At 72.7% G+C, this 22,892-nt stretch carries 23 protein-coding genes; 16 read left to right on the top strand and 7 right to left on the bottom strand.

The genetic code is table 11. From position 1 onward, the window contains the following. Window position 1 precedes the first annotated feature (1 nt). From CP968_RS25055 to CP968_RS25065, 3 genes are all read right to left on the bottom strand, one after another. Entirely contained in the window at window positions 2-1,135 is a 1,134-nt protein-coding gene (locus CP968_RS25055) for a hypothetical protein (protein WP_150520144.1), read from the bottom strand. 85 nt (window positions 1,136-1,220) lie between these two features. Further along, the gene (locus CP968_RS25060; RefSeq protein WP_150520145.1) at window positions 1,221-1,988 is read right to left on the bottom strand and encodes an ABC transporter permease; all 768 of its coding nucleotides are present in this window, start codon (window positions 1,986-1,988) and stop codon (window positions 1,221-1,223) included. Beyond that, on the bottom strand, window positions 1,985-2,911 hold the full coding sequence (locus tag CP968_RS25065) for an ABC transporter ATP-binding protein (RefSeq protein ID WP_150520146.1): 927 nt from the start codon (window positions 2,909-2,911) through the stop codon (window positions 1,985-1,987). Before CP968_RS25065 ends, CP968_RS25060 begins: the two co-directional genes overlap by 4 nt. A 121-nt stretch (window positions 2,912-3,032) precedes the next feature. Here CP968_RS25065 and CP968_RS25070 point away from each other — a divergent pair, with 121 nt between their 5' ends. From CP968_RS25070 to CP968_RS25130, 13 genes are all read left to right on the top strand, one after another. Beyond that, window positions 3,033-3,842 (top strand): formate/nitrite transporter family protein, encoded by an 810-nt coding sequence (locus tag CP968_RS25070; protein ID WP_150520147.1) that lies wholly within the window; start codon window positions 3,033-3,035, stop codon window positions 3,840-3,842. Between the two features lie 82 nt (window positions 3,843-3,924). Beyond that, window positions 3,925-4,686: a helix-turn-helix transcriptional regulator gene (locus tag CP968_RS25075; protein WP_150520148.1), complete on the top strand. Its 762-nt coding sequence runs from the start codon at window positions 3,925-3,927 to the stop codon at window positions 4,684-4,686. Further along, window positions 4,683-6,098 (top strand): Fe-S cluster assembly protein SufB, encoded by a 1,416-nt coding sequence (sufB, locus tag CP968_RS25080; RefSeq protein ID WP_150520149.1) that lies wholly within the window; start codon window positions 4,683-4,685, stop codon window positions 6,096-6,098. Before CP968_RS25075 ends, sufB begins: the two co-directional genes overlap by 4 nt. A 79-nt stretch (window positions 6,099-6,177) precedes the next feature. Beyond that, the gene (sufD, locus tag CP968_RS25085; protein WP_150520150.1) at window positions 6,178-7,356 is read left to right on the top strand and encodes a Fe-S cluster assembly protein SufD; all 1,179 of its coding nucleotides are present in this window, start codon (window positions 6,178-6,180) and stop codon (window positions 7,354-7,356) included. Continuing rightward, window positions 7,356-7,673 (top strand): non-heme iron oxygenase ferredoxin subunit, encoded by a 318-nt coding sequence (locus CP968_RS25090; protein WP_150520151.1) that lies wholly within the window; start codon window positions 7,356-7,358, stop codon window positions 7,671-7,673. Before sufD ends, CP968_RS25090 begins: the two co-directional genes overlap by 1 nt. A 7-nt stretch (window positions 7,674-7,680) precedes the next feature. After that, on the top strand, window positions 7,681-8,445 hold the full coding sequence (gene sufC, locus CP968_RS25095) for a Fe-S cluster assembly ATPase SufC (RefSeq protein ID WP_150520152.1): 765 nt from the start codon (window positions 7,681-7,683) through the stop codon (window positions 8,443-8,445). After that, on the top strand, window positions 8,442-9,698 hold the full coding sequence (locus tag CP968_RS25100; protein ID WP_150520153.1) for a cysteine desulfurase: 1,257 nt from the start codon (window positions 8,442-8,444) through the stop codon (window positions 9,696-9,698). Before sufC ends, CP968_RS25100 begins: the two co-directional genes overlap by 4 nt. Before the next feature lie 31 nt (window positions 9,699-9,729). Continuing rightward, entirely contained in the window at window positions 9,730-10,191 is a 462-nt protein-coding gene (gene sufU / locus CP968_RS25105) for a Fe-S cluster assembly sulfur transfer protein SufU (RefSeq protein ID WP_150520154.1), read from the top strand. Continuing rightward, a complete protein-coding gene (locus CP968_RS25110) occupies window positions 10,188-10,532 on the top strand; it encodes a metal-sulfur cluster assembly factor (RefSeq protein ID WP_008741046.1) in 345 nt (114 codons plus the stop codon). The genes sufU and CP968_RS25110 overlap by 4 nt, the downstream gene beginning before the upstream one ends. A gap of 195 nt (window positions 10,533-10,727) precedes the next feature. Beyond that, window positions 10,728-12,143 (top strand): hypothetical protein, encoded by a 1,416-nt coding sequence (locus tag CP968_RS25115; RefSeq protein ID WP_373304093.1) that lies wholly within the window; start codon window positions 10,728-10,730, stop codon window positions 12,141-12,143. Then, entirely contained in the window at window positions 12,140-13,552 is a 1,413-nt protein-coding gene (locus CP968_RS25120; protein ID WP_229886666.1) for a hypothetical protein, read from the top strand. Before CP968_RS25115 ends, CP968_RS25120 begins: the two co-directional genes overlap by 4 nt. Before the next feature lie 121 nt (window positions 13,553-13,673). Beyond that, on the top strand, window positions 13,674-13,997 hold the full coding sequence (locus CP968_RS25125; RefSeq protein WP_150520155.1) for a DMT family transporter: 324 nt from the start codon (window positions 13,674-13,676) through the stop codon (window positions 13,995-13,997). Continuing rightward, window positions 13,997-14,563 carry a TetR/AcrR family transcriptional regulator gene (locus CP968_RS25130; RefSeq protein ID WP_150520156.1) on the top strand — a complete coding sequence of 189 codons (567 nt, stop codon included), beginning with the start codon at window positions 13,997-13,999 and terminating at the stop codon, window positions 14,561-14,563. Before CP968_RS25125 ends, CP968_RS25130 begins: the two co-directional genes overlap by 1 nt. Window positions 14,564-14,608: 45 nt before the next feature. Here CP968_RS25130 and CP968_RS25135 read toward each other — a convergent pair whose 3' ends face one another. Then, entirely contained in the window at window positions 14,609-15,493 is an 885-nt protein-coding gene (locus tag CP968_RS25135) for a winged helix-turn-helix transcriptional regulator (protein ID WP_150520157.1), read from the bottom strand. Between the two features lie 163 nt (window positions 15,494-15,656). On the opposite strand from CP968_RS25135, the gene dapD reads away from it, so the two are divergent. Then, window positions 15,657-16,637 (top strand): 2,3,4,5-tetrahydropyridine-2,6-dicarboxylate N-succinyltransferase, encoded by a 981-nt coding sequence (gene dapD / locus CP968_RS25140; protein WP_150520158.1) that lies wholly within the window; start codon window positions 15,657-15,659, stop codon window positions 16,635-16,637. 105 nt (window positions 16,638-16,742) lie between these two features. On the opposite strand, the gene CP968_RS25145 is transcribed toward dapD, so the two are convergent. Together CP968_RS25145 and CP968_RS25150 are read right to left on the bottom strand one after the other, a co-directional pair. Further along, window positions 16,743-16,997 carry a hypothetical protein gene (locus tag CP968_RS25145; protein ID WP_150520159.1) on the bottom strand — a complete coding sequence of 85 codons (255 nt, stop codon included), beginning with the start codon at window positions 16,995-16,997 and terminating at the stop codon, window positions 16,743-16,745. A 222-nt stretch (window positions 16,998-17,219) separates the two neighbouring features. Further along, window positions 17,220-19,061 carry an endonuclease/exonuclease/phosphatase family protein gene (locus tag CP968_RS25150; RefSeq protein WP_150520160.1) on the bottom strand — a complete coding sequence of 614 codons (1,842 nt, stop codon included), beginning with the start codon at window positions 19,059-19,061 and terminating at the stop codon, window positions 17,220-17,222. Between the two features lie 408 nt (window positions 19,062-19,469). Here CP968_RS25150 and CP968_RS25155 point away from each other — a divergent pair, with 408 nt between their 5' ends. Together CP968_RS25155 and CP968_RS25160 are read left to right on the top strand one after the other, a co-directional pair. Then, window positions 19,470-21,002, top strand: coding sequence for a hypothetical protein (locus tag CP968_RS25155; RefSeq protein ID WP_150520161.1), 1,533 nt, complete (start codon window positions 19,470-19,472; stop codon window positions 21,000-21,002). Window positions 21,003-21,232: 230 nt separating this feature from the next. After that, window positions 21,233-22,672: an alkaline phosphatase PhoX gene (locus CP968_RS25160; RefSeq protein WP_150520162.1), complete on the top strand. Its 1,440-nt coding sequence runs from the start codon at window positions 21,233-21,235 to the stop codon at window positions 22,670-22,672. 24 nt (window positions 22,673-22,696) lie between these two features. Here the strand turns inward: CP968_RS25160 and CP968_RS34200 are convergent, their stop codons facing one another. Continuing rightward, window positions 22,697-22,873, bottom strand: a complete 177-nt coding sequence (locus CP968_RS34200; protein WP_167536847.1) for a hypothetical protein — start codon at window positions 22,871-22,873, stop codon at window positions 22,697-22,699. Window positions 22,874-22,892: the final 19 nt, after the last annotated feature.

Raw genomic sequence — 22,892 nt, forward strand, 5'->3', positions numbered from 1 at the left:
TTCACGAGGGGGTGGGTGCGGGTGCGTCGGGGCCGACGACCAGGCGGAACCGGGCCCCGGCCGGATCGCCCTCCTCGTGCCACCACACCCGGACGCGCCAATGGACGCCCTCGCCCGGGTAGTCGGCCGAGCGCGCGAAGCCGCGCACCAATTCGGAGGCTATGTCCTCAGCCGTCCTGTTTCGTACTTCGGTGGCGCCGTGCCAGGGGGGCTCCTGTGCGGTCCACAGCCCGTCGGGCCCGCGCACCTCGATCCGCCACACCGCCAGCCAGGGCGTGACCTCCAGCATGGTGCGCACCTGCTCGGCTCCGAGGTGCAGCCGGGCGGCGATCTCGGGCTCGGCCACCCCCTGGATCCGGGCGGCCACCACGGCCTGGGGCAGCAGCCGTTCGGGGAGCAGGCCCCGCGACCGCAGGCCGACCAGGGAGCCGAACGCCAGGAAGCGCAGGCGCAGTTCGAGCTGGCGGCCGATGTGGTCGAGGGCCTCCTCGGCCTCCTCCGCCTCCTCCGGGCCCGGGTCCGCGAGCAGGAGCTGGCGGAAGTCGGCCTCCGCGTCCACCGCCCAGGCCACGGCGTCCTCGGCGGAGCCCAGCTCGGCGAGGCGGTCGCCGAGGAAGACCTTGGCCTGGGCCAGGCCCCGGCGGTTGACCGGGTCGCGCTGGTCCAGCCCCGCCCACACCCCCACCGCGGTCCGGGTCAGGTCGCGGGCGCGCTCGCCGGCCGCCCGCTCCACCGTGCTCGGCCCGTCGCCGGCGGCCGGGCCCAGCGGATGGCGCGGCAGCCGGGCGTCGTCGCTCAGCGGCCAGGACAGCCAGACCCCGTGGTTGATCAGGCCGCGGGCGTACCAGCGGGCGTAGTCCGGGGCGTACGCGGCCGCCCGCTCGGAGCTGCGCAGCCCCTCCTCGATGGTGGCCAGGGCGGCCGCCCGGTCGCCGCCGGCGAAGCGCAGGGCGGCCCGGTCGGCGAGCCGCAGCCCGAGCAGGGCCGTGCACCGGGGGTCCTCGGGGTGGGTCCGCAGGGCGGCGATCAGCTCGTCGAGCAGCCGCTCGCGCTCCGCGGGCGCGGCCTGCGCCCCGCCGGCCCGCAGCCGGGCCCACCGCTCGTCCAGCCGCAGCACGGCCTCTCGGTCCGCCATGTCCGCCCCCCCGGCGTCGTGGTCAGCGTCCCTCACGGGTGAAGGCCTCCATCGTCGCGGGAAGGCGGACCGGAGCGGAAGGGATTCACTCCCAGCGGAACCAGCGGGCCGCCGCGCCCAGGCCGAGGACGGCCCAGACCGCCAGCACGGCCGCGTCGCCCCAGGGCATCGCGGCCCCGTGCTGGAGCACCGCGCGCAGGCCGTCGGAGAGGGCCGAGACGGGCAGCAGTTCGAGCACGGAGCGGACCGCGTCCGGGAACTTCTCCAGCGGCACGATCACCCCACCCCCGACCAGCAGCAGCAGGAAGACGAGGTTGGCGGCGGCCAGGGTCAGCTCGGCCTTGAGGGTGCCGGCCATCAGCAGCCCGAGGCCGGAGAAGGCGGCGGTGCCCAGCAGGAGCAGGACGGCCACCGAGAACGGGTCGCCCTGCGGGGACCAGCCCAGCGCGAGGGCGATCGCGGTCAGCAGCGCGACCTGCAGCACCTCGGTGACCAGGACCGACAGGGTCTTGGCCGCCATCAGCGCCCACCGGGGCAGCGGGGAGGCGCCGAGCCGCTTGAGGACCCCGTAGCGGCGGTCGAAGCCGGTGGCGATGGCCTGGCCGGTGAAGGCGGTGGAGAGCACGGCGAGCGCCAGGACGCCGGGGGCCAGGAAGTCGACGGACGCGCCGGCGCCGGTCTCGATGATGTCGACCGAGGAGAACAGCACCAGCAGCAGCGCCGGGATGATCACGGTGAGCAGCAGCTGCTCCCCGTTGCGCAGCAGCATCCGGGTCTCCAGGGCCGTCTGCGCGAGGATCATGCGGGAGACGGGCGCGGCCCCGGGGCGGGGGGTGAACGTGCCGGCGCTCATGCGCGCAGCTCCTTACCGGTCAGTTCGAGGAAGACGTCCTCCAGGGTGTGCCGCTCCACGGAGAGGCTGTCGGGCAGCACGCCGTGCTGCGCGCACCAGGAGGCGACGGTGGCGAGCAGCTGGGGGTCGACGCCGCCGGTGACCCGGTAGACGCCCGCGGTGAGCTCGACGGCCTCGGTGCCGTCGGGCAGTGCCTTGAGCAGCGAGCCGAGGTCGAGTCCGGGGCGGCCGGTGAAGCGCAGGGTGTTCTCGGCGCCGCCGCGGCACAGCTGCTCGGGGCTGCCGTGGGCGATGACCCGGCCGGCGTCCACGATGGCGACCTCGTCGGCGAGCTGCTCCGCCTCGTCCATGTGGTGGGTGGTGAGGACGACGGTGACGCCGTCGGCGCGCAGTTCCCGTACGAGGTCCCAGGTGGCGCGGCGGGCCTGCGGGTCGAGTCCGGCGGTGGGCTCGTCCAGGAAGACCAGCTCGGGGCGGCCGACGACGGCCATGGCCAGGGCCAGGCGCTGCTGCTGGCCTCCGGAGAGCCGGCGGTAGGGGGTGCGGCCGCAGCCGCCGAGGCCGAGCCGCTCCACCAGGGGGTCCACGGCGAGCGGGTGGGCGTACAGCTTCGCCGTGTGGCGCAGCATCTCGACGGCGCGGGCCCCGGAGTAGACGCCGCCGGACTGGAGCATCACGCCGAGGCGGGGGCGCAGCTGCGCGGCCCGGGCGACGGGGTCGAGGCCCAGGACGCGGACGGTGCCGGCGTCGGGGCGGCGGTAGCCCTCGCAGGTCTCCACGGTGGTGGTCTTGCCCGCGCCGTTGGGGCCGAGGACCGCGGTGACGGAGGCGCTGCGGACGGTGAGGTCCAGGCCGTCCACCGCCGTCTTGGGACCGTACCGCTTCACCAGTCCGCGGATCTCCACGGCGGGGTCGTTGCTCATGGGGGGTGAGTCTACGGAGCCGGGGGAGGGGTCGTAGGTCCCGGGGTCGGGGGGTGACGGACCCGGGCATGGGTGACCTTTTCGTGCGCGCGGGAGGCGGGCGCGGGCCTAGCGTCGAAGGGTGAACACGATCGCCGAGAACGTCGCGGCCACCTCCGGGCAGGCCCAGCACAAGGCGCACGACCTCGCGCACCGGCCGCGCTACTTCGTGTCGGCGGTGCTGGCGGGCGCGTACATCGGGATCGGGGAGGTGCTGCTGCTCGTCGCGGTCTCGCCGTTCGTCGCGAAGGGCTCGGCGGCGGTCAGGCTGCTGGAGGGGGCGGTCTTCCCGGTCGCCCTGACCATCGTGATGTTCGCCGGCGCCCAGCTGTTCACGAGCAACGTGATGGTGATGCTGATCGGCGCCCTGTCGGGCCGGACCGGGGTGCGGGACCTGGCCTCCTCGTGGGTCCTGTCGCTGGCCGGGAACCTGGCCGGGGCCTTCGCCTTCGGCGCCATGGTGCACGCCTCGGGGGTGACCTCCTCGCCCTCGGCGCGGGCCATGCTCGCGGAGATGGTGCACGGGAAGACGGCGCTGTCGGGCGGGCAGCTCTTCTGGCGGGCGGTGCTGTGCAACATGCTCGTCTGCCTGGCCGTCTGGATGTTCACCCGGGCCCGGGGGGACGCGGCCAAGATTTTCGTGCTGTGGCTCCCGGTGGCCGTCTTCGTGGCGGTCGGATTCGAACACTGTGTCGCAAACATGGCCGTTTTCAGCCTCGCGATCCTGGATGGCTCAGCGTCGTTCGGTGACCTTTTCCGGAATCTGATGTTCACCGTCCCCGGCAACGTGGTGGGCGGGGGATTGCTGGTGGGGGCCGTGTACTGGTTCGCCGGAGGGGCCCGGCGCGGGGTGGAGCATTCCCCTCCGCATAACTCTGCGTCGACAAATTAGGTAACCCTTAGTGATGGAGGCCACCACGAGTGGCCTCCATCACCGCTTGTCGCTGCTCGGTTAATTACGCAACAATGGCGTTGTGAAATACGGCGAACGGCAGACGGAGACCCCCCAGGGGGAACTCGCGACCGGGGAGCGGTCCACCCGCAACCGGGTCGTGCGCTCCGTCCTGGACCACGGTCCGTCCACCGTCGCCGACCTCGCGCAGCGCCTCGGCCTCACCCAGGCCGCCGTCCGCCGCCACCTCGACACGCTCGTCACCGACGCGGTGGTCGAGGCCCGCGAACAGCGCGTGTACGGCGCCCGCACCCGGGGCCGGCCCGCGAAGGTGTTCGCGCTGACCGACTGCGGCCGCGACGCCTTCGACCAGTCCTACGACGCACTCGCCGCGGACGCCCTGCGCTGGATCGCGCAGTCCGTCGGCGGCGGGGAGCGGGGCGAGGCGGCCGTCGCCGCCTTCGCCCGGGCCCGGATGGAGACGCAGGCCCGGGGCTACCGGGAGGCCGTGGACGCGGCCGCTCCGGCAGACCGCGCCGAGGCCCTGGCCAAGGCGTTGACCGCCGACGGGTACGCTGCTACGGCGAAGAGCGCTCCCGGTCCGCACAGCGGTGAACAGCTCTGCCAGCACCACTGCCCGGTCGCGCACGTGGCCGAGCAGTTCCCGCAGCTCTGCGAGGCGGAGACCGAGGTCTTCTCCCGCCTGCTCGGGACACACGTGCAGCGCCTCGCGACCATCGCCCACGGCGACGGAGTGTGCACCACGTTCATTCCGCGCAGCGCGAGCGCCCCACAGACCGACACATCAGTATCTGCAAGTACGGCCGGGAGGAACCCCGCATGACCACGGAGACTGCTCACCCTGAGCTCGATGGCCTGGGCACCTACGAATACGGTTGGGCCGACTCCGACGCGGCCGGTGCCACCGCCAAGCGAGGTCTGTCCGAGGACGTCGTCCGCGACATCTCGTCGAAGAAGTCCGAGCCCGAGTGGATGCTGAACCTCCGCCTCAAGGGCCTCAAGCTGTTCGGCAAGAAGCCCATGCCGAACTGGGGCTCCGACCTGTCGGGCATCGACTTCGACAACATCAAGTACTTCGTGCGCTCCACCGAGAAGCAGGCCGCTTCGTGGGAGGACCTGCCGGAGGACATCAAGAACACGTACGACAAGCTCGGCATCCCGGAGGCGGAGAAGCAGCGCCTCGTCGCCGGTGTCGCCGCCCAGTACGAGTCCGAGGTCGTCTACCACCAGATCCGCGAGGACCTGGAGGAGCAGGGCGTCATCTTCCTCGACACCGACACCGCGCTGAAGGAGCACCCGGAGCTCTTCCAGGAGTACTTCGGCACGGTCATCCCGGTCGGCGACAACAAGTTCGCGTCGCTGAACACCGCGGTGTGGTCCGGCGGCTCGTTCATCTACGTGCCCAAGGGCGTCAAGGTCGACATCCCGCTCCAGGCCTACTTCCGCATCAACACGGAGAACATGGGCCAGTTCGAGCGGACGCTGATCATCGTCGACGAGGACGCCTACGTCCACTACGTCGAGGGCTGCACCGCCCCGATCTACTCCTCCGACTCGCTGCACAGCGCCGTCGTCGAGATCATCGTGAAGAAGGGCGGCCGCTGCCGCTACACGACCATCCAGAACTGGTCGAACAACGTCTACAACCTGGTCACCAAGCGCGCCGTGGCGTACGAGGGCGCGACCATGGAGTGGATCGACGGCAACATCGGTTCCAAGGTCACCATGAAGTACCCGGCCGTGTACCTGATGGGCGAGCACGCCAAGGGCGAGACCCTCTCCATCGCCTTCGCGGGCGAGGGCCAGCACCAGGACGCCGGCTCCAAGATGGTCCACATGGCGCCGAACACCTCCTCGAACATCGTCTCCAAGTCGGTGGCGCGCGGCGGCGGCCGGACCTCGTACCGCGGTCTGGTCGAGATCGGCGAGGGCGCCCACGGCTCCAAGTCCAACGTGCTGTGCGACGCGCTCCTGGTCGACACGATCTCGCGCTCGGACACCTACCCCTACGTGGACGTCCGCGAGGACGACGTGTCCATGGGCCACGAGGCCACCGTCTCCAAGGTCTCCGACGACCAGCTCTTCTACCTGATGAGCCGCGGTCTGACCGAGTTCGAGGCCATGGCCATGATCGTGCGCGGCTTCGTCGAGCCGATCGCGCGCGAGCTGCCCATGGAGTACGCGCTGGAGCTGAACCGGCTGATCGAGCTGCAGATGGAGGGCTCGGTCGGATAGTCCCGGCCGGCCCGACCCCGCACGCAGCGGATTCTTCACGTAGGCAGCGCTTCAAAAGAGAGTGAGCAACACGACAGCCATGGCTGAGGCTCAGAACATTCCGGCGGGTTCCACCACTGCCGGCGCGATCGCGGTGGCCGCCGAGTCCACCGTCGCCACCCGGATGAGCGCACCGCCGTCCTTCGACGTGGCGGACTTCCCGGTTCCCAACGGCCGCGAGGAGGAGTGGCGGTTCACCCCGCTCGCCCGCCTCCGCGGCCTGCACGACGGCACCGCGGTCGCCGACGGCAGCATGAAGGCCCAGATCGACGCGCCCGAGGGCGTCACCGTCGAGTCGGTGGAGCGCGGCGACGCGCGCATCGGCAAGGCGGGCGCCCCGGTGGACCGGGTCGCCGCCCAGGCGTTCTCCTCGTTCGCCAAGGCCACGGTCGTCACCGTGCCCAAGGAGGCCGTCCTGACCGAGCCGGTGCGCGTCACGCTGCACGGCGAGGGCGGCACGACCTTCGGCCACACGGTCTTCGACGTCCAGGCCTTCGCCGAGGCCGTCGTCGTCATCGACCACACCGGTGACGGCGTGCGCGCCGCCAACGTCGACTTCCTCGTCGGCGACGGCGCCAAGCTCACCGTCGTGTCCGTGCAGGACTGGGACGACACCGCCGTCCACGTCTCCCAGCACAACACGCTGGTCGGCCGCGACGCGACTTTCAAGTCGATCGTCGTCACCTTCGGCGGCGACCTCGTCCGCCTCCACCCGCGCGTCACCTACGCGGGCCCCGGCGGCGAGGCCGAGCTCTTCGGCCTGTACTTCACGGACGCCGGCCAGCACCAGGAGCACCGCCTCCTGGTCGACCACAGCGCCCCGCACTGCAAGTCCAACGTGGTCTACAAGGGCGCGCTCCAGGGCCAGGACGCCCACGCCGTCTGGATCGGTGACGTGCTCATCGAGAAGACCGCCGAGGGCACCGACACCTACGAGATGAACCGCAACCTCGTCCTCACGGACGGTGCGCGCGTCGACTCGGTGCCGAACCTGGAGATCGAGACCGGCGAGATCGTCGGCGCCGGCCACGCCTCCGCCACCGGCCGCTTCGACGACGAGCAGCTCTTCTACCTCCAGGCCCGTGGCATCCCGGCCGACGAGGCCCGTCGGCTGGTCGTGCGCGGCTTCTTCGCCGAGCTCGTCCAGCAGATCGGTGTCGACGACATCGAAGAGCGGCTGCTCTCCAAGATCGAGACCGAGCTCCAGGGTTCCGTCTGATGCCCTACGTCAAGGCCTGTGCGCTGAGCGAGCTGGAGGCGGACACCCCCAAGCGGGTGGAACTCGACGGCACGCCGGTGTCCATCGTCTCCACCGCGGGGGAGGTGTTCGCGATCAACGACATCTGCTCGCACGCGAACGTGTCCCTCTCGGAGGGCGAGGTCGAGGACTGCATGATCGAGTGCTGGCTGCACGGATCGGCCTTCGACCTGCGGACCGGCAAGCCCTCGGGCCTGCCCGCGACGCGCCCCGTACCCGTATACCCCGTAAAGATCGAAGGGGACGACGTGCTCGTCTCCCTCACCCAGGAGTCCTGAGGTATCCATGGCAACGCTTGAAATCCACGACCTGCACGTCTCCGTCGAGGCCGAGAACGGCGCCCGCGAGATCCTCAAGGGCGTCGACCTCACCGTCAAGCAGGGTGAGACGCACGCCATCATGGGTCCGAACGGCTCCGGCAAGTCCACGCTGGCCTACTCGCTGGCCGGTCACCCGAAGTACACGATCACCGGTGGCACCGTCACCCTCGACGGCGAAGACGTCCTGGAGATGTCCGTCGACGAGCGCGCCCGTGCCGGCCTGTTCCTCGCCATGCAGTACCCGGTCGAGGTCCCCGGCGTCTCGGTCTCCAACTTCCTGCGCACCTCGGCCACCGCGATCCGCGGCGAGGCGCCGAAGCTGCGCACCTGGGTGAAGGAGGTCAAGTCCGCGATGGAGCAGCTCCAGATGGACACCGCCTTCGCCGAGCGCAACGTGAACGAGGGCTTCTCCGGCGGCGAGAAGAAGCGCCACGAGATCCTCCAGCTGGAGCTCCTCAAGCCCAAGATCGCGATCCTCGACGAGACCGACTCCGGCCTGGACGTCGACGCCCTGCGCGTCGTGTCCGAGGGCGTCAACCGGGTCCGCGAGAGCGGCGAGGTCGGCACCCTGCTGATCACCCACTACACGCGCATCCTGCGCTACATCAAGCCCGACTTCGTGCACGTGTTCGCGAACGGCCGCATCGCCGAGTCCGGCGGCGCCGAGCTCGCCGACCAGCTGGAGGCCGAGGGCTACGACAAGTACGTGAAGGGTGGCGCGACCGCGTGACACAGCTGCCCGGCCTCCTCGACACCGAGGCGATCCGCAAGGACTTCCCCCTGCTGGATCGTGTGGTCCACGACGGGAAGAAGATCGTTTACCTGGACAACGCGGCGACCTCGCAGAAGCCGCGCCAGGTGCTCGACGCGCTGAACGAGTACTACGAGCAGCACAACGCCAACGTCCACCGCGGCGTGCACGTGCTCGCCGAGGAGGCCACGGCGCTGTACGAGGGCGCTCGCGACAAGGTCGCCGCCTTCATCAACGCACCGAGCCGCAACGAGGTGATCTTCACCAAGAACGCCTCGGAGTCGCTCAACCTGGTCGCGAACATGCTCGGCTGGGCGGACGAGCCCTACCGGGTCGACCGCGACACCGAGATCGCCATCACGGAGATGGAGCACCACTCCAACATCGTCCCGTGGCAGCTCCTCTCGCAGCGCACCGGCGCGAAGCTGAAGTGGTTCGGCCTCACCGACGACGGCCGGCTCGACCTGTCCAACATCGAAGAGGTCATCACGGAGAAGACGAAGATCGTCTCCTTCACGCTGGTCTCCAACATCATGGGCACGGTCAACCCGGTCGAGGCGATCGTCCGGCGCGCGCAGGAGGTCGGCGCCCTGGTGCTGATCGACGCCTCGCAGGCCGCTCCGCACATGCCGCTGGACGTGCAGGCGCTCGGCGCCGACTTCGTGGCCTTCACCGGCCACAAGATGTGCGGCCCGACCGGCATCGGCGTCCTGTGGGGCCGCCAGGAGCTGCTGGAGGACCTGCCTCCGTTCCTGGGCGGCGGCGAGATGATCGAGACCGTGTCGATGCACTCCTCGACCTACGCCCCGGCGCCCCACAAGTTCGAGGCCGGTACGCCCCCGATCGCCCAGGCCGTCGGCCTCGGCGCGGCCGTGGACTACCTGACCGCGATCGGCATGGACAAGATCGCCGCGCACGAGCACGCGATCACCGAGTACGCGGTCAAGCGCCTCCTGGAGGTGCCCGACCTGCGGATCATCGGCCCCACCACGGCCGAGGACCGCGGCGCCGCGATCTCCTTCACGCTCGGGGACATCCACCCGCACGACGTCGGCCAGGTCCTGGACGAGCAGGGCATCGCGGTCCGCGTGGGACACCACTGCGCGCGCCCGGTCTGCCTGCGGTACGGAATTCCCGCGACCACGCGGGCGTCTTTCTACCTGTACTCCTCTCCGGCCGAGGTCGACGCGCTGATCGACGGGCTGGAGCACGTACGGAACTTCTTCGGCTGATGGCAACGGCGACGAGGACGACGAGGACGCGGTGAAGCTCGATTCGATGTACCAGGAACTGATCCTGGACCACTACAAGCACCCGCACGGGCGTGGCCTGCGAGACGGCGACGCCGAGGTGCACCACGTCAACCCCACCTGCGGTGACGAGATCACGCTGCGCGTGAAGTACGACGGCGAGACGCTGACCGACGTCTCCTACGAGGGCCAGGGCTGCTCCATCAGCCAGGCCAGCGCGTCCGTGCTGAACGAGCTGCTCGTCGGCAAGGAGCTGGCCGAGGCGCAGAAGATCCAGGGCGTGTTCCTGGAGCTGATGCAGTCCAAGGGCAAGCTGGAGCCGACCGAGGAGATGGAGGAGGTGCTGGAGGACGCCGTCGCGTTCGCCGGCGTCTCCAAGTATCCGGCGCGCGTGAAGTGTGCTCTGCTGAGTTGGATGGCGTGGAAGGACGCGACCGCCCAGGCTCTGGGCGCCGCGGAGAGGGAGACGGCATGACCGACAACGCGACGCCCGAGGCGTCGATCAAGCCGGCCACCGAGGAGGAGGTCCGCGAGGCCCTCTACGACGTGGTCGACCCCGAGCTGGGCATCGACGTCGTCAACCTGGGCCTGATCTACGGCATCCACGTCGACGACGCGAACATCGCCACCCTCGACATGACGCTGACCTCGGCGGCCTGCCCGCTGACCGACGTCATCGAGGACCAGGCGAAGTCGGCGACGGACGGCATTGTCAACGAACTGCGCATCAACTGGGTCTGGATGCCCCCGTGGGGCCCGGACAAGATCACGGACGACGGTCGTGAGCAGCTCCGCGCGCTCGGCTTCAACGTCTGATCGACGTTCGCGGAAGAGGGCCCCCGGCACGGTCGTGCCGGGGGCCCTTCCCGTGTCCGGGGGCCGCCCGCCGCCGACTGCTGTTCTCCGGCCGGACGGACGCCGTGCACCGGACGTTGGCCACCGTGGCCGAGCCTTCTCGACGGCCGCCGTGTTCACACCACGGCGCAGCATCCGCACGCGAGAGGACCCCCTGTGACCGTTCGACTGTCCCCGGTACGCCGCGTGGGCGCCGTGGGCGCCGCCGGGGCCGCGGCCCTGCTCGTCGCGGGGCTGGGAGCGCCCGCGCACGCCGCCGCGTACGCAGACCCCACCCTCGCGCTCTCCGCCACGCACCTCAGCGGCGCCGTCGGCGCGTACGGGGACCCCGCCGTCACGGTGGGCGTCGCCCAGGCCGGGGTGCCGGCCGGCTTCCTGCGGCTGCGCGTGGTCTCCTCCAGCAATCCCGCCGTCGCGGACGTCGGCGACGTACGGCAGGAGCGGACGCGCGACGGCGGGCGCAGCCTGACGGTGCGCCCCCGGGCCCAGGGCTACGCCGACCTCGTCCTGGAGGTCACCGGGCGCGGCGGCCGGACCGCTCGCGCCACCCTCGCGTACGCGGCCTCGGCGCGGGTCGCCGGCTCCGCCGCCACCCGCTACCTCACCGGTTCCTCGGACGCGTCGGCGGCCGTGGACGTGGGCGGCGGGTACGCGGTCGTCGCGGACGACGAGTCCAACGTGCTGCGGCTCTACGACCGCTCCCGCAGCGGCGCCCCGGTGAAGACCTGGGACCTGGGCCCGGCCCTCGGGTGGAAGAAGGAGGCCGACATCGAGGCCGCCGCCCGCGTCGGCGACACGGTCTACTGGACGGGCTCGCTCGGCAACAACAAGGACGGCAAGTACAAGGCCGAGCGCAACACCGTCTTCACCACCCGGGTCACCGGCTCCGGCGCCGCCACCGAGCTCGTCTTCGGCAGCGCCTACAAGGGCCTGCGCGAGGACCTGGTCGCCTGGGACAGGGCGAACGGCGACCGCTACGGCTTCGCGGCCGGGACGGCGGCCGGCGAGGCGCCCAAGCGGATCGACGGGTTCAACCTGGAGGGCCTGGAGTTCGCTCCCGGCTCCACCACCACCGCCTACCTGGGCTTCCGCGCGCCGCTGGCGCCCGCGGTGCCCGGCGGCAAGGCCCTGGTCGTACCGGTCGTCAACCTGGACCGGGTCGTCGGGGCGGGCGAGAAGGCCGTCTTCGGCGAGCCGGTCGAGATGGACCTGGGCGGCCTCGCCGTCCGCGACATCCGCAAGAACGCCAAGGACCAGTACCTGATCCTGGCCGGGTCCTGGGCGGCGGACGACAACTCCGACCCGTACGCCCTCTACCAGTGGGACGGCAAGGCGGGGCACGCGCCGGTCAAGCGGGCCGACCTGCCGACCACCGACCCGGGCGGCTGGGAGGCCGTGGTGAACGTGCCCGACCTGCGGGTGCCCGGCGCCCGCGTCCAGCTGATCACCGACAGCGGGGCCGCCGACCTGTACGGCGACGGCACGGACGCCAAGGACCTCGACCACCCCGAGTGGAAGAAGTCCCGGTCCGCATGGTTCACGCTCGGCACGACTCGTGGGGGACACCGATGACCGGCACACGTACGCGCACGCCCGCCCGCACCCGCACCGGTGCGCTTCCGGGAGGCGCCGCCCTCGCGGCGCTGGTGCTCGCGGCCCTGGGCCTGCCGGCCCTGCCCGCGCAGGCCGCCGGCTACGGGACGCCGACCCTCGCGCTCTCCGCCTCCTACCTGTCCGGGGCGGTCGGCGCGAGCGGCGACCCGACGGTCGACGTGACCGTGGCGCAGAGCGGCGCCGACGTGTCCGCGCTGACCGTCAGCGCCTCCGCGTCGAGCAAGGCCTCGGTCGCCGGGACGGGCGACGTCACCGTCACCGGTGCCGGGGCGGTGCGCAGGCTCGCCGTGACCGCGCGCGGCAAGGGCTACACCAACCTCACCGTCAAGGTGACCGGACTGGGCGGCAAGAGCGCCACCAGGACGCTGTCCTACGCGGCCTCGGCCGCCGTGCAGAACGCGGCCGAGGCGCGGTACTTCACCGGTTCCGCCGACGCCTCGGCGGCCGTGGACGTGGGCGGCGGGTACGCGGTCGTCGCGGACGACGAGTCCAACGTGCTGCGGCTCTACGACCGCTCCCGCTCGGGCGCCCCCGTCAAGACCTGGGACTTCAGCTCGCAGCTCGGCGTCGGCAAGGAGGTGGACATCGAGGGGGCGACGCGGATCGGCGACACGATCTACTGGACGGGCTCGCTCGGCAACAACAAGGACGGCGAGTACAAGGCGCCCCGGAACACGGTGTTCACCACCACCGTCAGCGGCTCCGGCGCGGGCGCGCAGCTGACGTACGGGCGCGCGTACAAGAAGCTCCGCGAGGACCTGGTCGCCTGGGACAGGGCGAACGGCAACCGCTACGGCTTCGCGGCCGGGACGGCGGCCGGCGAGGCGCCCAAGCAGATCGACGGGTTCAACGTGGAGGGCCTGGAGTTCGCTCCCGGCTCCACCACCACCGCCTACCTGGGCTTCCGCGCGCCGCTGGCGCCCGCGGTGCCCGGCGGCAAGGCCCTGGTCGTACCGGTGACCAACTTCGACCAGGTGCTGGCGAGCGGCGCCAAGGCCGTCTTCGGGGCGGGCATCGAACTCGACCTGGGCGGGCTGGCCGTGCGCGACCTGCGCCGGAACGCGGCCGGGCAGTACCTGGTCCTGGCCGGGTCCTGGGCCGCGGACGACAACTCCGACCCGTACGCCCTCTACCAGTGGGACGGGATCGCCGGGCACGCGCCGGTCAAGCGGGCCGACCTGCCGACCACCGACCCGGGCGGCTGGGAGGCCATCGTGGACGTGCCCGACCTGGGCGCGCCGGGCGCGCGGGTGCAGCTCGTCACCGACAGCGGCTCGGCCGACCTGTACGGCGACGGGACCGAGGCGAAGGACCTGGCGCACGCGGAGTGGAAGAAGGCGCGGGCGGCCTGGTTCACGCTGGGCTGATCCGGTGCCGGTGCCGGTGCCGGTGCCGGGGGTCGCTGGGGGTGCGGGTACGGGTGACGCTGTCGGTGCGGCCGGTCCGATGATGTGTCCGGGCGTACGCATGATGTGTACGCTCGTCCGCATGCCCTACGCACTGCTCGCCGCGGCCATCGCCGCCGAGGTGGCCGGCACCACCGCCATGAAGTACAGCGACGGCTTCACCCGGCTGTGGCCCTCGCTGGGCACGCTGCTCGGGTACGCCATCGCGTTCACCCTGCTCGCGCAGACGCTCAAGACCATGCCGGTCGGTACCGCGTACGCCATCTGGGCGGGCGTGGGCACGGCGGCCATCGCCGCCATCGGCATGCTGTTCATGGGCGAGGCGGCCACCGCCGCGAAGATCGCCGGCATCGGGCTGGTGATCGCCGGCGTCATCCTGCTGAACCTCGGCGGGACGGCGCACTGATGGCGGCGGGCGTGCGCCGGTACGACCCGGGGCGGCGGCAGCGGATCGTCGACGCGGCGCTGCGCGTGGTCGGCTCCCGGGGCATCGCGGGGCTGAGCCACCGCACCGCGGCGGCCGAGGCCGACGTACCGCTCGGGTCGACGACGTACCACTTCGCGACCCTGGACGACCTGCTGGTCGCGGCCCTGCGCCAGGCGAACGAGGGGTTCGCGCGGGCGGTGGCCGACTCCCCGGCCCTCGCCGGTCCGGACGCGGACCTCGCGGCCGGCCTGGCCCGGCTGCTGGGCCGGTTCCTGACGGCCGACCGGGGACGGGCGGAGCTGGAGTACGAGCTCTACCTCGCGGCGCTGCGGCGCCCCGCGCTGCGGCCGGTGGCGGCGGAGTGGTGCGGCGCGGTGGCCGAGGCGCTGGAGCCCAGGACGGACCCGGGGACGGCGCGGGCGCTGGTGGCCGTGATGGACGGCATCGGCCTCCAGGTCCTGCTCACGGACGCGGAGTACGACGAGCCGTACGCGCGCGACATCCTGGGCCGGGTGCTGCGGGGCGGCCGAGGACGGACCGGCTGAGCGGGAACCGCGGCCGCGGGTGCGGGTGCGGGTGCGCGGAGCGGGTCAGGGCGCCGGAGCCGGGGACGTCACGGCCGCCAGCGCCTCCCGGACGCCCGCCTCGATGTCGGTGACCGGGTAGAACACCTCGCGCACGGTCCGCTCCCGGTCCAGCACCAGCGTCAGCCGCTTCAGCCGGCTCACCCCCGCGGCCCGGAACGTCGGCAGGCGCAGCGCCGCCGTCAGGGCCAGCTCGGCGTCGGACAGGAGCGGGAAACGCAGTCCCTCGTGCTCGGCGAACTCCTGCTGCTCGTCGGGCCGTTGGGTGGAGACCCCGTGCACCGTTGCTCCGGCGGCGGTGAACCGCGCGAGCTGGTCGCGGTAGGTGCACGACTCGAACGTACAGCCCCGGGCGCCGGGGATCCCGGCCCACCCGGGCGGATAGGAGCCGGCTCGGGCGTACGCGCCCGGGAAGCAGTACAGGACCGTGAACGGGGTGTCCGCGACCGGGTCGCGGGCCGCGCCGAAACGGTCCGTCAGCAGCAGTTCCGGCACGCGGGTACCGCGCAGCGCGTGCACCCGCGCCGCCTCCTTCGAGGACTCCCCGGCCGTCGCCGTCACCGCTCCCTCTCCCAGGACCCACGCGTCCCCCCAGTCCTGGAGCGCGACCAGGACCGGCAGCAGCGCCCGCCCGCGCGCGGTCAGCCGGTACTCGTGGCGCACCGGACGCTCCTGGTACGGCTCGCGCGCGAGCACCCCGGCCTCGACGAGCAGCCGGAGCCGCTCGGCCAGCACCTTGCGGGACAGGCCCAGCTCGCGCTGGAGCGCGTCGAAGCGGTGCACGCCGCGGGCGGCGTCGCGCACGATGAGCAGCGTCCACCAGTCGCCGACGACGTCGAGCGCCTGCGCGATGGAGCAGTCCTCGTCGTCGAGCCGGGTGCGCTGGGCCATGGGTGCTCCTTCCTCCGCCGACCGGAGCCGCCATGCTGCCACAGTCCGTTCCCACAGGGAACCGACAGGGTGCCCGCGAGGCCGGCGGGACCGGCGACACGCGGCGCGACCGGCACATGAGACCGGTTCGCCCGCGCGGGCCGTCGCCGGTTAGGTTTCGGGCATGACTGCTACGCGTACCACCGGCGCCGTCGCCGCCGGACTTGCCACCATCACCGCCGACGGCACCGTCCTCGACACCTGGTTCCCCGCCCCCGAGCTGGTCGCCGAGCCCGGCCCGGCCGGCACCGAGCGCCTCTCCGCCGAGCGGGCCTCGGAGCTGCTCGGCGCCACCGCGCCGAAGGCGATCCGCACGGACGCGGTCCGCGGGGTCGAGGTCGTAGCCGTCCGCACGGTCATCGCCTCCCTGGAGGACAAGCCGCTGGACGCGCACGACGCGTACCTGCGCCTGCACCTGCTCAGCCACCGCCTGGTCAAGCCGCACGGCCAGAACCTCGACGGCGTCTTCGGGCTGCTCGCGAACGTCGCCTGGACCTCGCTGGGCCCGGTCGCGGTCGACCAGGTCGAGACCGTCCGGCTGAACGCGCGCGCCGCGGGCCTGCACCTCCAGGTCACCTCGATCGACAAGTTCCCCCGCATGACGGACTACGTCGCCCCCAAGGGCGTGCGCATCGCCGACGCGGACCGGGTCCGCCTCGGCGCGCACCTCGCCGAGGGCACCACCGTGATGCACGAGGGCTTCGTCAACTTCAACGCGGGCACCCTGGGCACCTCCATGGTCGAGGGCCGCATCTCGGCCGGCGTCGTGGTCGGCAACGGCTCCGACATCGGCGGCGGCGCGTCCACCATGGGCACCCTCTCGGGCGGCGGCAAGCAGATCATCTCGATCGGCGAGCGCACCCTGATCGGGGCCGAGGCGGGCGTGGGCATCGCGCTGGGCGACGAGTGCGTCGTCGAGGCCGGCCTCTACGTCACCGCGGGCACCCGGGTCACCCTCCCGGACGGCCAGATCGTCAAGGCGCTCGAACTCTCCGGCGCGAACAACATCCTCTTCCGCCGCAACTCGGTGACCGGCGCCGTCGAGGCCCGTCCGTACAAGGCGGCCTGGGGCGGCCTGAACGAGGTCCTGCACAGCCACAACTGACCTCCCGGCAGCGCACGCGCGGACGCCCTCCCACCCCGGCCGGGGTGGGAGGGCGTCGCGGTGTCCGGGGGTCGGCCGGGCGGCGGCGGCCCGGGCGGCGGGCGCTCAGGCGCGCGGGAAGGTGCGGATCAGGCCGGCGAAGGCCTGCTGTTCCGCCTCGGTGAGCTCCACCGACTCCATAGGGTGGGCGCAGGCGCTCCGCTGCACCGGGATCGACGGCATGCCCTCGAAGGCGCCGGGCTCCGGGTGGTGGAAGCGGTTGTCCCACACCATGTGGCCGAGGCCCAGCACCCAGACCAGCGCGGCCACCAGAAGGACGGCGAGGCCGATTTCCTGGACGAGGGAGATGGAGGGGAACACGCGGTCCTCCCGGGAGTGCGGGCCGGTACAAGGCGGGACAAGATCGGGCGTGCAGACACTCAACACCACAATCGGCCGATTCGGGGGCGATGTGGCGAGGCTCACGCCAGGGCCGAACGTCCCGTCCCGCCCCACCTGAAGGCCTGACCCGCGAGGACGCCCCGGCCCGGGGGCCCGGAAAGGACGGCTTCCGGGCCCCCGCGGACGCGGGTGTGGCGGGTGTTACGGGCGGAAGCGCAGCACCTGCGGGTCGTGGTCGCTGTTCTGGGCCGCGAACTCCGCGTTGATGTGCACGCTGTCGTACGTGAAGTTCTTGATCGCCGGGCTGGTCAGGATCTGGTCCAGCACCTGCGCGTTGCCCTGGTAGACGTACGAGTACCGCTCGGCCTTCGGCAGGGACTTGACGGCCGGGTAGAGGGCCCCGCCGTCCGTCAGCGCGTGGGTCGTCGCCGAGAACTCGAAGTCGTTGATGTCGCCGAGCACCAGGACGTCGGCCTTCTTGTCCGCGGCCAGGACGTCCTTCACGAACGCGTTCACCGACTGGGCCTGCAGCAGGCGCTTGGCCTCCGAGGAGCGGACCGGCGGCTGGTGGTGCGAGGTCAGGCCCTCGTCACCGCCCTTCGAACCGAAGTGGTTGGCGACCACGAAGACCGTCTTGCCGCGGAAGGTGAACTCGCCGGCCAGCGGCTTGCGGCTGTCCGCCCACGCCGGGTTGGCGGGGTCGATGCGGCCGGGAGAGTGGGTCAGGGCGGCCTTGCCGTTCACCTTGGTCACGCCGGTGGCCGTCACCGCGTCGCCGGGGGCGCGCTCGGTGAAGGAGACGCGGGCCGGGTTGTAGAGGAAGACCTGGCGGATGTTGCCGCCGGGCTCGCCGCCGTCCTTCTTGTCCTCCGGGTCGACCGAACGCCACCGGTAGGCCGGGCCGCCCGCCGCCGCGATGGCCGCGGTGAACTGCGTCAGGGTCTGCTCCGCCGACACGGTGCCGTCGTTCTTGGCGCCGTTGTCGTCCTGGATCTCCTCCAGGGCCACGATGTCGGGGGAGGCCAGGTTCTCCACGACGGCCTTGGCGAGCGCGTCGAACTTCGCCTGCGGGTCCGTCGGGTCGAGGTTCTCGACGTTGTACGTGGCCACCGCGAGCTCGCCCGCGGCCTGCGGCTTGGTCTTCTCGGGGGCGAGGGTGCCCGCCTTGACGGTGCCCAGCGTGCGGGCCACCAGGGTGTAGCCGCCGAACTGGTTGAAGTCCAGCGGGCCCTCGGTGGTGCCGGTCAGCCTGTCGCCGACGTTGGCCACCGGGAAGGGCTGCTGCGCGACGGGCGCGAGCTGCTGGATCTGGAGGCGGCCGGTGTTCTGGGACTCGTAGGAGCCGTAGACCGTACCGCCGCGCTTCGCGGTGTTCTCCCAGCCCTTCACCGTGACCCACAGCTCCGAGTACGGGTCGGTGGCGCCGACCACGCGGGAGGTGCCGATGCGGACGTTCATGCCCTCCAGGGACTCGTAGTAGTCCAGGGCGTACCGCTCGGGCTTCAGGGCCAGGCCGTTGATGCTGCCGCCGGCGGCCGGGTCGCCGGCCGGGGCGTACCGGGCGGGAACGGTGTACTCGTTGACGGCGGTGGCCCGGGGCAGGGCGTTGCCCGAGGAGACCACGGTGACGACCGGCTTGGCGATCTGCGTCACCGACTGGTTGCCGGAGGCGGCGCCGCCGGGGACGTACTCGCCGACCGTGCCGGAGACCTTGACCGCGTCGCCGACGGCGACGGTCGGGACCGCGTTGGTGAAGACGAACACGCCCTCGCTGGTGGCGTCGTCGTCGTCGGCGTCCGGGTCCTGGAACCAGAAGCCGCGCGAGCCGTAGGTGCGCACGCCCGTCACGATGCCCTCGACGTCCGCGACCGGCTGACCGTTGAGCGGGGATATCCGGGTGGTGCCCTGGATGTCGTGGATGCGGACCGGATCGGCGGCGGCCGCGCCTTCGGCCGCGCCGGCGGAGCCCGCGAGCAGGCCGGTGGCCAGGGCGGTGGCGACGAGGGCGGCGACGGCGGCGGAACGGGGATGCGAGGAGCGCATGGGCGGGGACTCCGGTGTGGGAAGAGGAGAACGGAGGGGCGGTGCGGCAACGGGATCCGCGGGAATCCGCGGGATGCGCACGGCTCCCGATACATCTACGCGCGTCAATTTCCTGTGTGGTGCGCAAAGTTGTCAAGGCCTCCAGGGCATACGGCGGCCGACTGTGGGATGAACCAAGGGTGATGGCCCGCCGGGCACGCCCGAAATGCGTCTACGCTGGGGCGCCGTACGACGGCCGCATCCGCCTCGGAGGGCCCGGACGGCCCGTTCGAACCGGGTCGCCCGGCCCGTCCCGGGCCGGCCTGGCGGACGCGACGCATCCCGGGAGGGTCCGGGAGGGTGACGGCGTCCCACAGGCCCGGTCCGCCGGTCAGGCCCGCCCCACCGCGTCCCGCGAGGAGAAACCCCATGTCCGCAGAGCCGCACCCCACGCTGCCGCCGGTACGGCTGCACTCCGACGCGGAGCTGGCCCGCGACGCCCTGGTCGCGCCCCTGTTCGCCCGCGCCGTCCGGCTGGCCCGCTGGGCCGGGCCGCGGACCCGCGTCGACGTCGGCGGCGAACTCGTCGCCGAACAACTGCCGCAGGCCGCCCGGGCCCTCGGGCTCGACGCCGGTGACGAGGACTCCACCGCCCGCGCGAGCCAGGCCTGGCGGGTGGCCGTGGACACGGGCCTGGTCGACGTGACCGAGCCGGAGGAGGACGGCGCGGGGGCCGGTGCGGCCGACGCGGACGCCGACACCGCCGGCACGGGGGCGCACGGCACGGCCGCGCCCGGCGAGGACCTGGCGCTGGTGACGGGCGGCGCGCCCGGCGACGTGCTGGACCTGTGGCTGGCCGCGCTGGACACCGTGCTCGCCGACGCCGCCGTACCGGACCTGGACGGCCTCGTCGACGCCCTCGACGCCGGCGGCGAGATCGACTTCGACCGGCTGGACTGGAACCCGGGCCGCGAGGCCGACTTCCTCGACGGGGTCCTCGCCAACCTCTACCTGCTCACCGTCGCCGAGGGCGGCGCGGCGGACGCACCGGTTCCGCTGCCCGTGCTGGCGGCGTCCATGGTGGTGCCCGAGGACATGGGCGAGCCGACCGACGCCGTACTGGCCCAGGTCTCGGACGCGATGATGCGCCTGGACGACCAGTTCCGGCAGCTGGAGCCGATCGGGCTGGTCGAGTTCCGTCCGGTCGACGAGGAGCTGATGGCGGAGGCCGCGGACGAGGAGCTCGCGGGGCCGGGCGGACGCGAGGCGTCGGACGGGCCGGTCGAGCCCGACGACGAGGACGTCTCGCGCTACGGCATGGTCCGGTTGACGCCGCTCGGCCTGTACGGCGTCCGCGCCCGGATGCTGGAGGCCGGGGTCGACGCCCCCGCCGTCGGCGACCTGGCCGACAAGGGGGCCGACGTGCTGCTGGACGCGGTGTCGTACTACCCCGAGGACTCCGCCCAGGCCGAGATCGAGCACTGGCTGGCCGGCCGCGACCTGCCCGGCGCCGTCGCGGAGCTGCTCGCCGCGGCCCGCGGCGACGACGAGGGGGGCCCGCTGCGCCGCCTGCGCTGCCAGCAGGCCCTGGCGCCGGCCGGGCCGGAGGCCGAGCCCGCGGTCCGCGCGGTGCTGGACGACGCGGAGCTGGGCGGGCTGGCCCGGGTCTGGCTGGCCGAACGCGGGGCCGCCGACATCCCCGCGCCGGACGCCGGGATGGTGTTCTGGCTGACCGTCGACACGATCGCGGCGCAGCTCGCGGCGGACGGGGAGACGCCGGAGCTGCCGCAGCTGATGGAGACGCTGACCGCGCACCACGCGGGCTTCTTCGAGCGGGCGTGGCGGGTGGAGCACCCCTCGACCGCGCACGTGCTGGAGGCCATGGGCCGGCTGCACCCGGACCGCAAGGCGGCCAAGGAGGCCCGCAAGGCCGCGTTCAAGGCCCGCTCCCGCCGGCCGTAGGCCCCTCTCCCCGGCACCGCCCCCGCGGGGCCCGCTCCGGGCGGCCGGACGGCCCCGCGGCCGCCGCCGTCGACAACGCGCCGTTCCGGTGGGCGGAGTTGGCCATTCCGGGGAGGGGGAAGGGGCCGGTTCGCCTTCGTGGGCAGTTCAGTCGCCGTTCACGTGCGGGCGGGAGCGTGTGCGCCGACGACCGCACGACAGGCGCACCACCTCCCCACCCTGGAGACCCGATGCCGCTCAGCCGCAGAGACTTCACCGCCCGTACCGTCCTCGCCGGCGCGGGAGTCGCGCTCACCGGCACGGTCGGCGCCCTCGCCACCGCGCCCGGAGCGCTCGCGGCCGAGGACGGTGGCCGCCGCGACGAGCACGGGCGGCCCTGCGAACCCGGCTACGGCCCGCTCGTCCCCGACCCGGCCGGGCTGCTGGCGCTGCCCGCCGGATTCTCGTACCGCGTGATCACCCGCACCGGCGTGACCACGCTGGAGTCCGGTGAGAGCACCCCTTCCCACCACGACGGCACGGCCGCCTTCGCGGGCCACCGCGGCACCACCCTGCTCGTCAACAACCACGAGCTCAAGGGCGGCCGGGACGGCTGGGCCCACCCGGTGCCCCTCGCCGAGGGGCACGTCTACGACCCGGCCGCCGCGGGCGGTTGCACCGTCGTCGAGGTCCGCCGCGGCGGCGAGGTCGCCGAATGGGTGGGCATCGCCGGTACGTCCACCAACTGCGCGGGCGGGGCCACCCCGTGGGACACCTGGCTGACCTGCGAGGAGAACTCCGACCTCGCCGGGCGCAACGGCATGACCAAGGACCACGGCTACGTCTTCGAGGTGGACCCGCACGACCGGCGCGCCAACCGCGACCCCCGGCCCGTCAAGGCCTTCGGCCGGTACGACCACGAGGCCGTGGTCATCGACCCGCGGCAGGGGCACGCCTACCTGACCGAGGACGCCTCCGGCCCGAACGGCCTGTTCTACCGCTGGACCCCGCCCCGCGGCTTCCGCCACGGCCGCGGCAGGCTGCGCACCCTCGCCGCCGACGCGGGCGTGCTGCAGGCCGCCAAGTGCATCGACAGCTCGGGGCGGTTCGTCGACGACCTGTCCCGCGCGACGCGCACCGGCACCGTCTACGGGGTCGACTGGGTGGACGTGCCGGACCGCGACGCCCGGACCGTCCCGGTGCGTAAGCAGTTCGCGGACGGCGTCGTCACGCGCGGACGCAAGCTGGAGGGCATGTGGTGGGCCGACGGCGGCGCGTACTTCGTGTGCTCCTACGCCCGCGCGGAGAGCCCGGGCACCGCGCACGACGGCCAGGTGTGGTTCTACGACCCCAAGCGGCGCACCGTCCGGCTGACCGTCCTGCTCGGCGTCAACGCCGACCCGGACGCGGAGGGCGGCTACGACGGGCCGGACAACATCACGGTGTCCCCGTACGGCGGCCTGGTCGTCGCGGAGGACGGCTCGGGCCTCCAGCACCTGTTCGGCGCCACCGACTCCGGGCGCACGTACCCGCTGGCGCGCAACGAACTGAACATCGGTACGGCGCAGGAGCCGGAGTACTCGGAGTTCACGGGTGTCTGCTTCTCGCCGGACGGGCGCACCCTCTTCGCCAACATCCAGCAGCCGGGGATCATGCTGGCCGTCACCGGCCCGTGGCGGCGCGGCCACTGAGGCGGACGCCGCGGGCCGGCGGCCTCACTGGGCTGCGGAGACCTCCGCGCGGGAGGCGACGGCCCACTCGGCAAGGAGGAACTCGTACGCCTCCGCGGGCCACTCGCCGTCCACCCGGGTCTCGACGAGGTGCCGGATCGCCTCGTTCGCCTCGGCGGCGGACGGGCGGGCCGGACCCGCGGGAGTGAGTGACTGATGCATGGTTCAAGGCTACGGGCGG

The sequence above is a fragment of the Streptomyces subrutilus genome, assembly GCF_008704535.1.
Taxonomy (GTDB): Bacteria; Actinomycetota; Actinomycetes; order Streptomycetales; family Streptomycetaceae; genus Streptomyces; species Streptomyces subrutilus.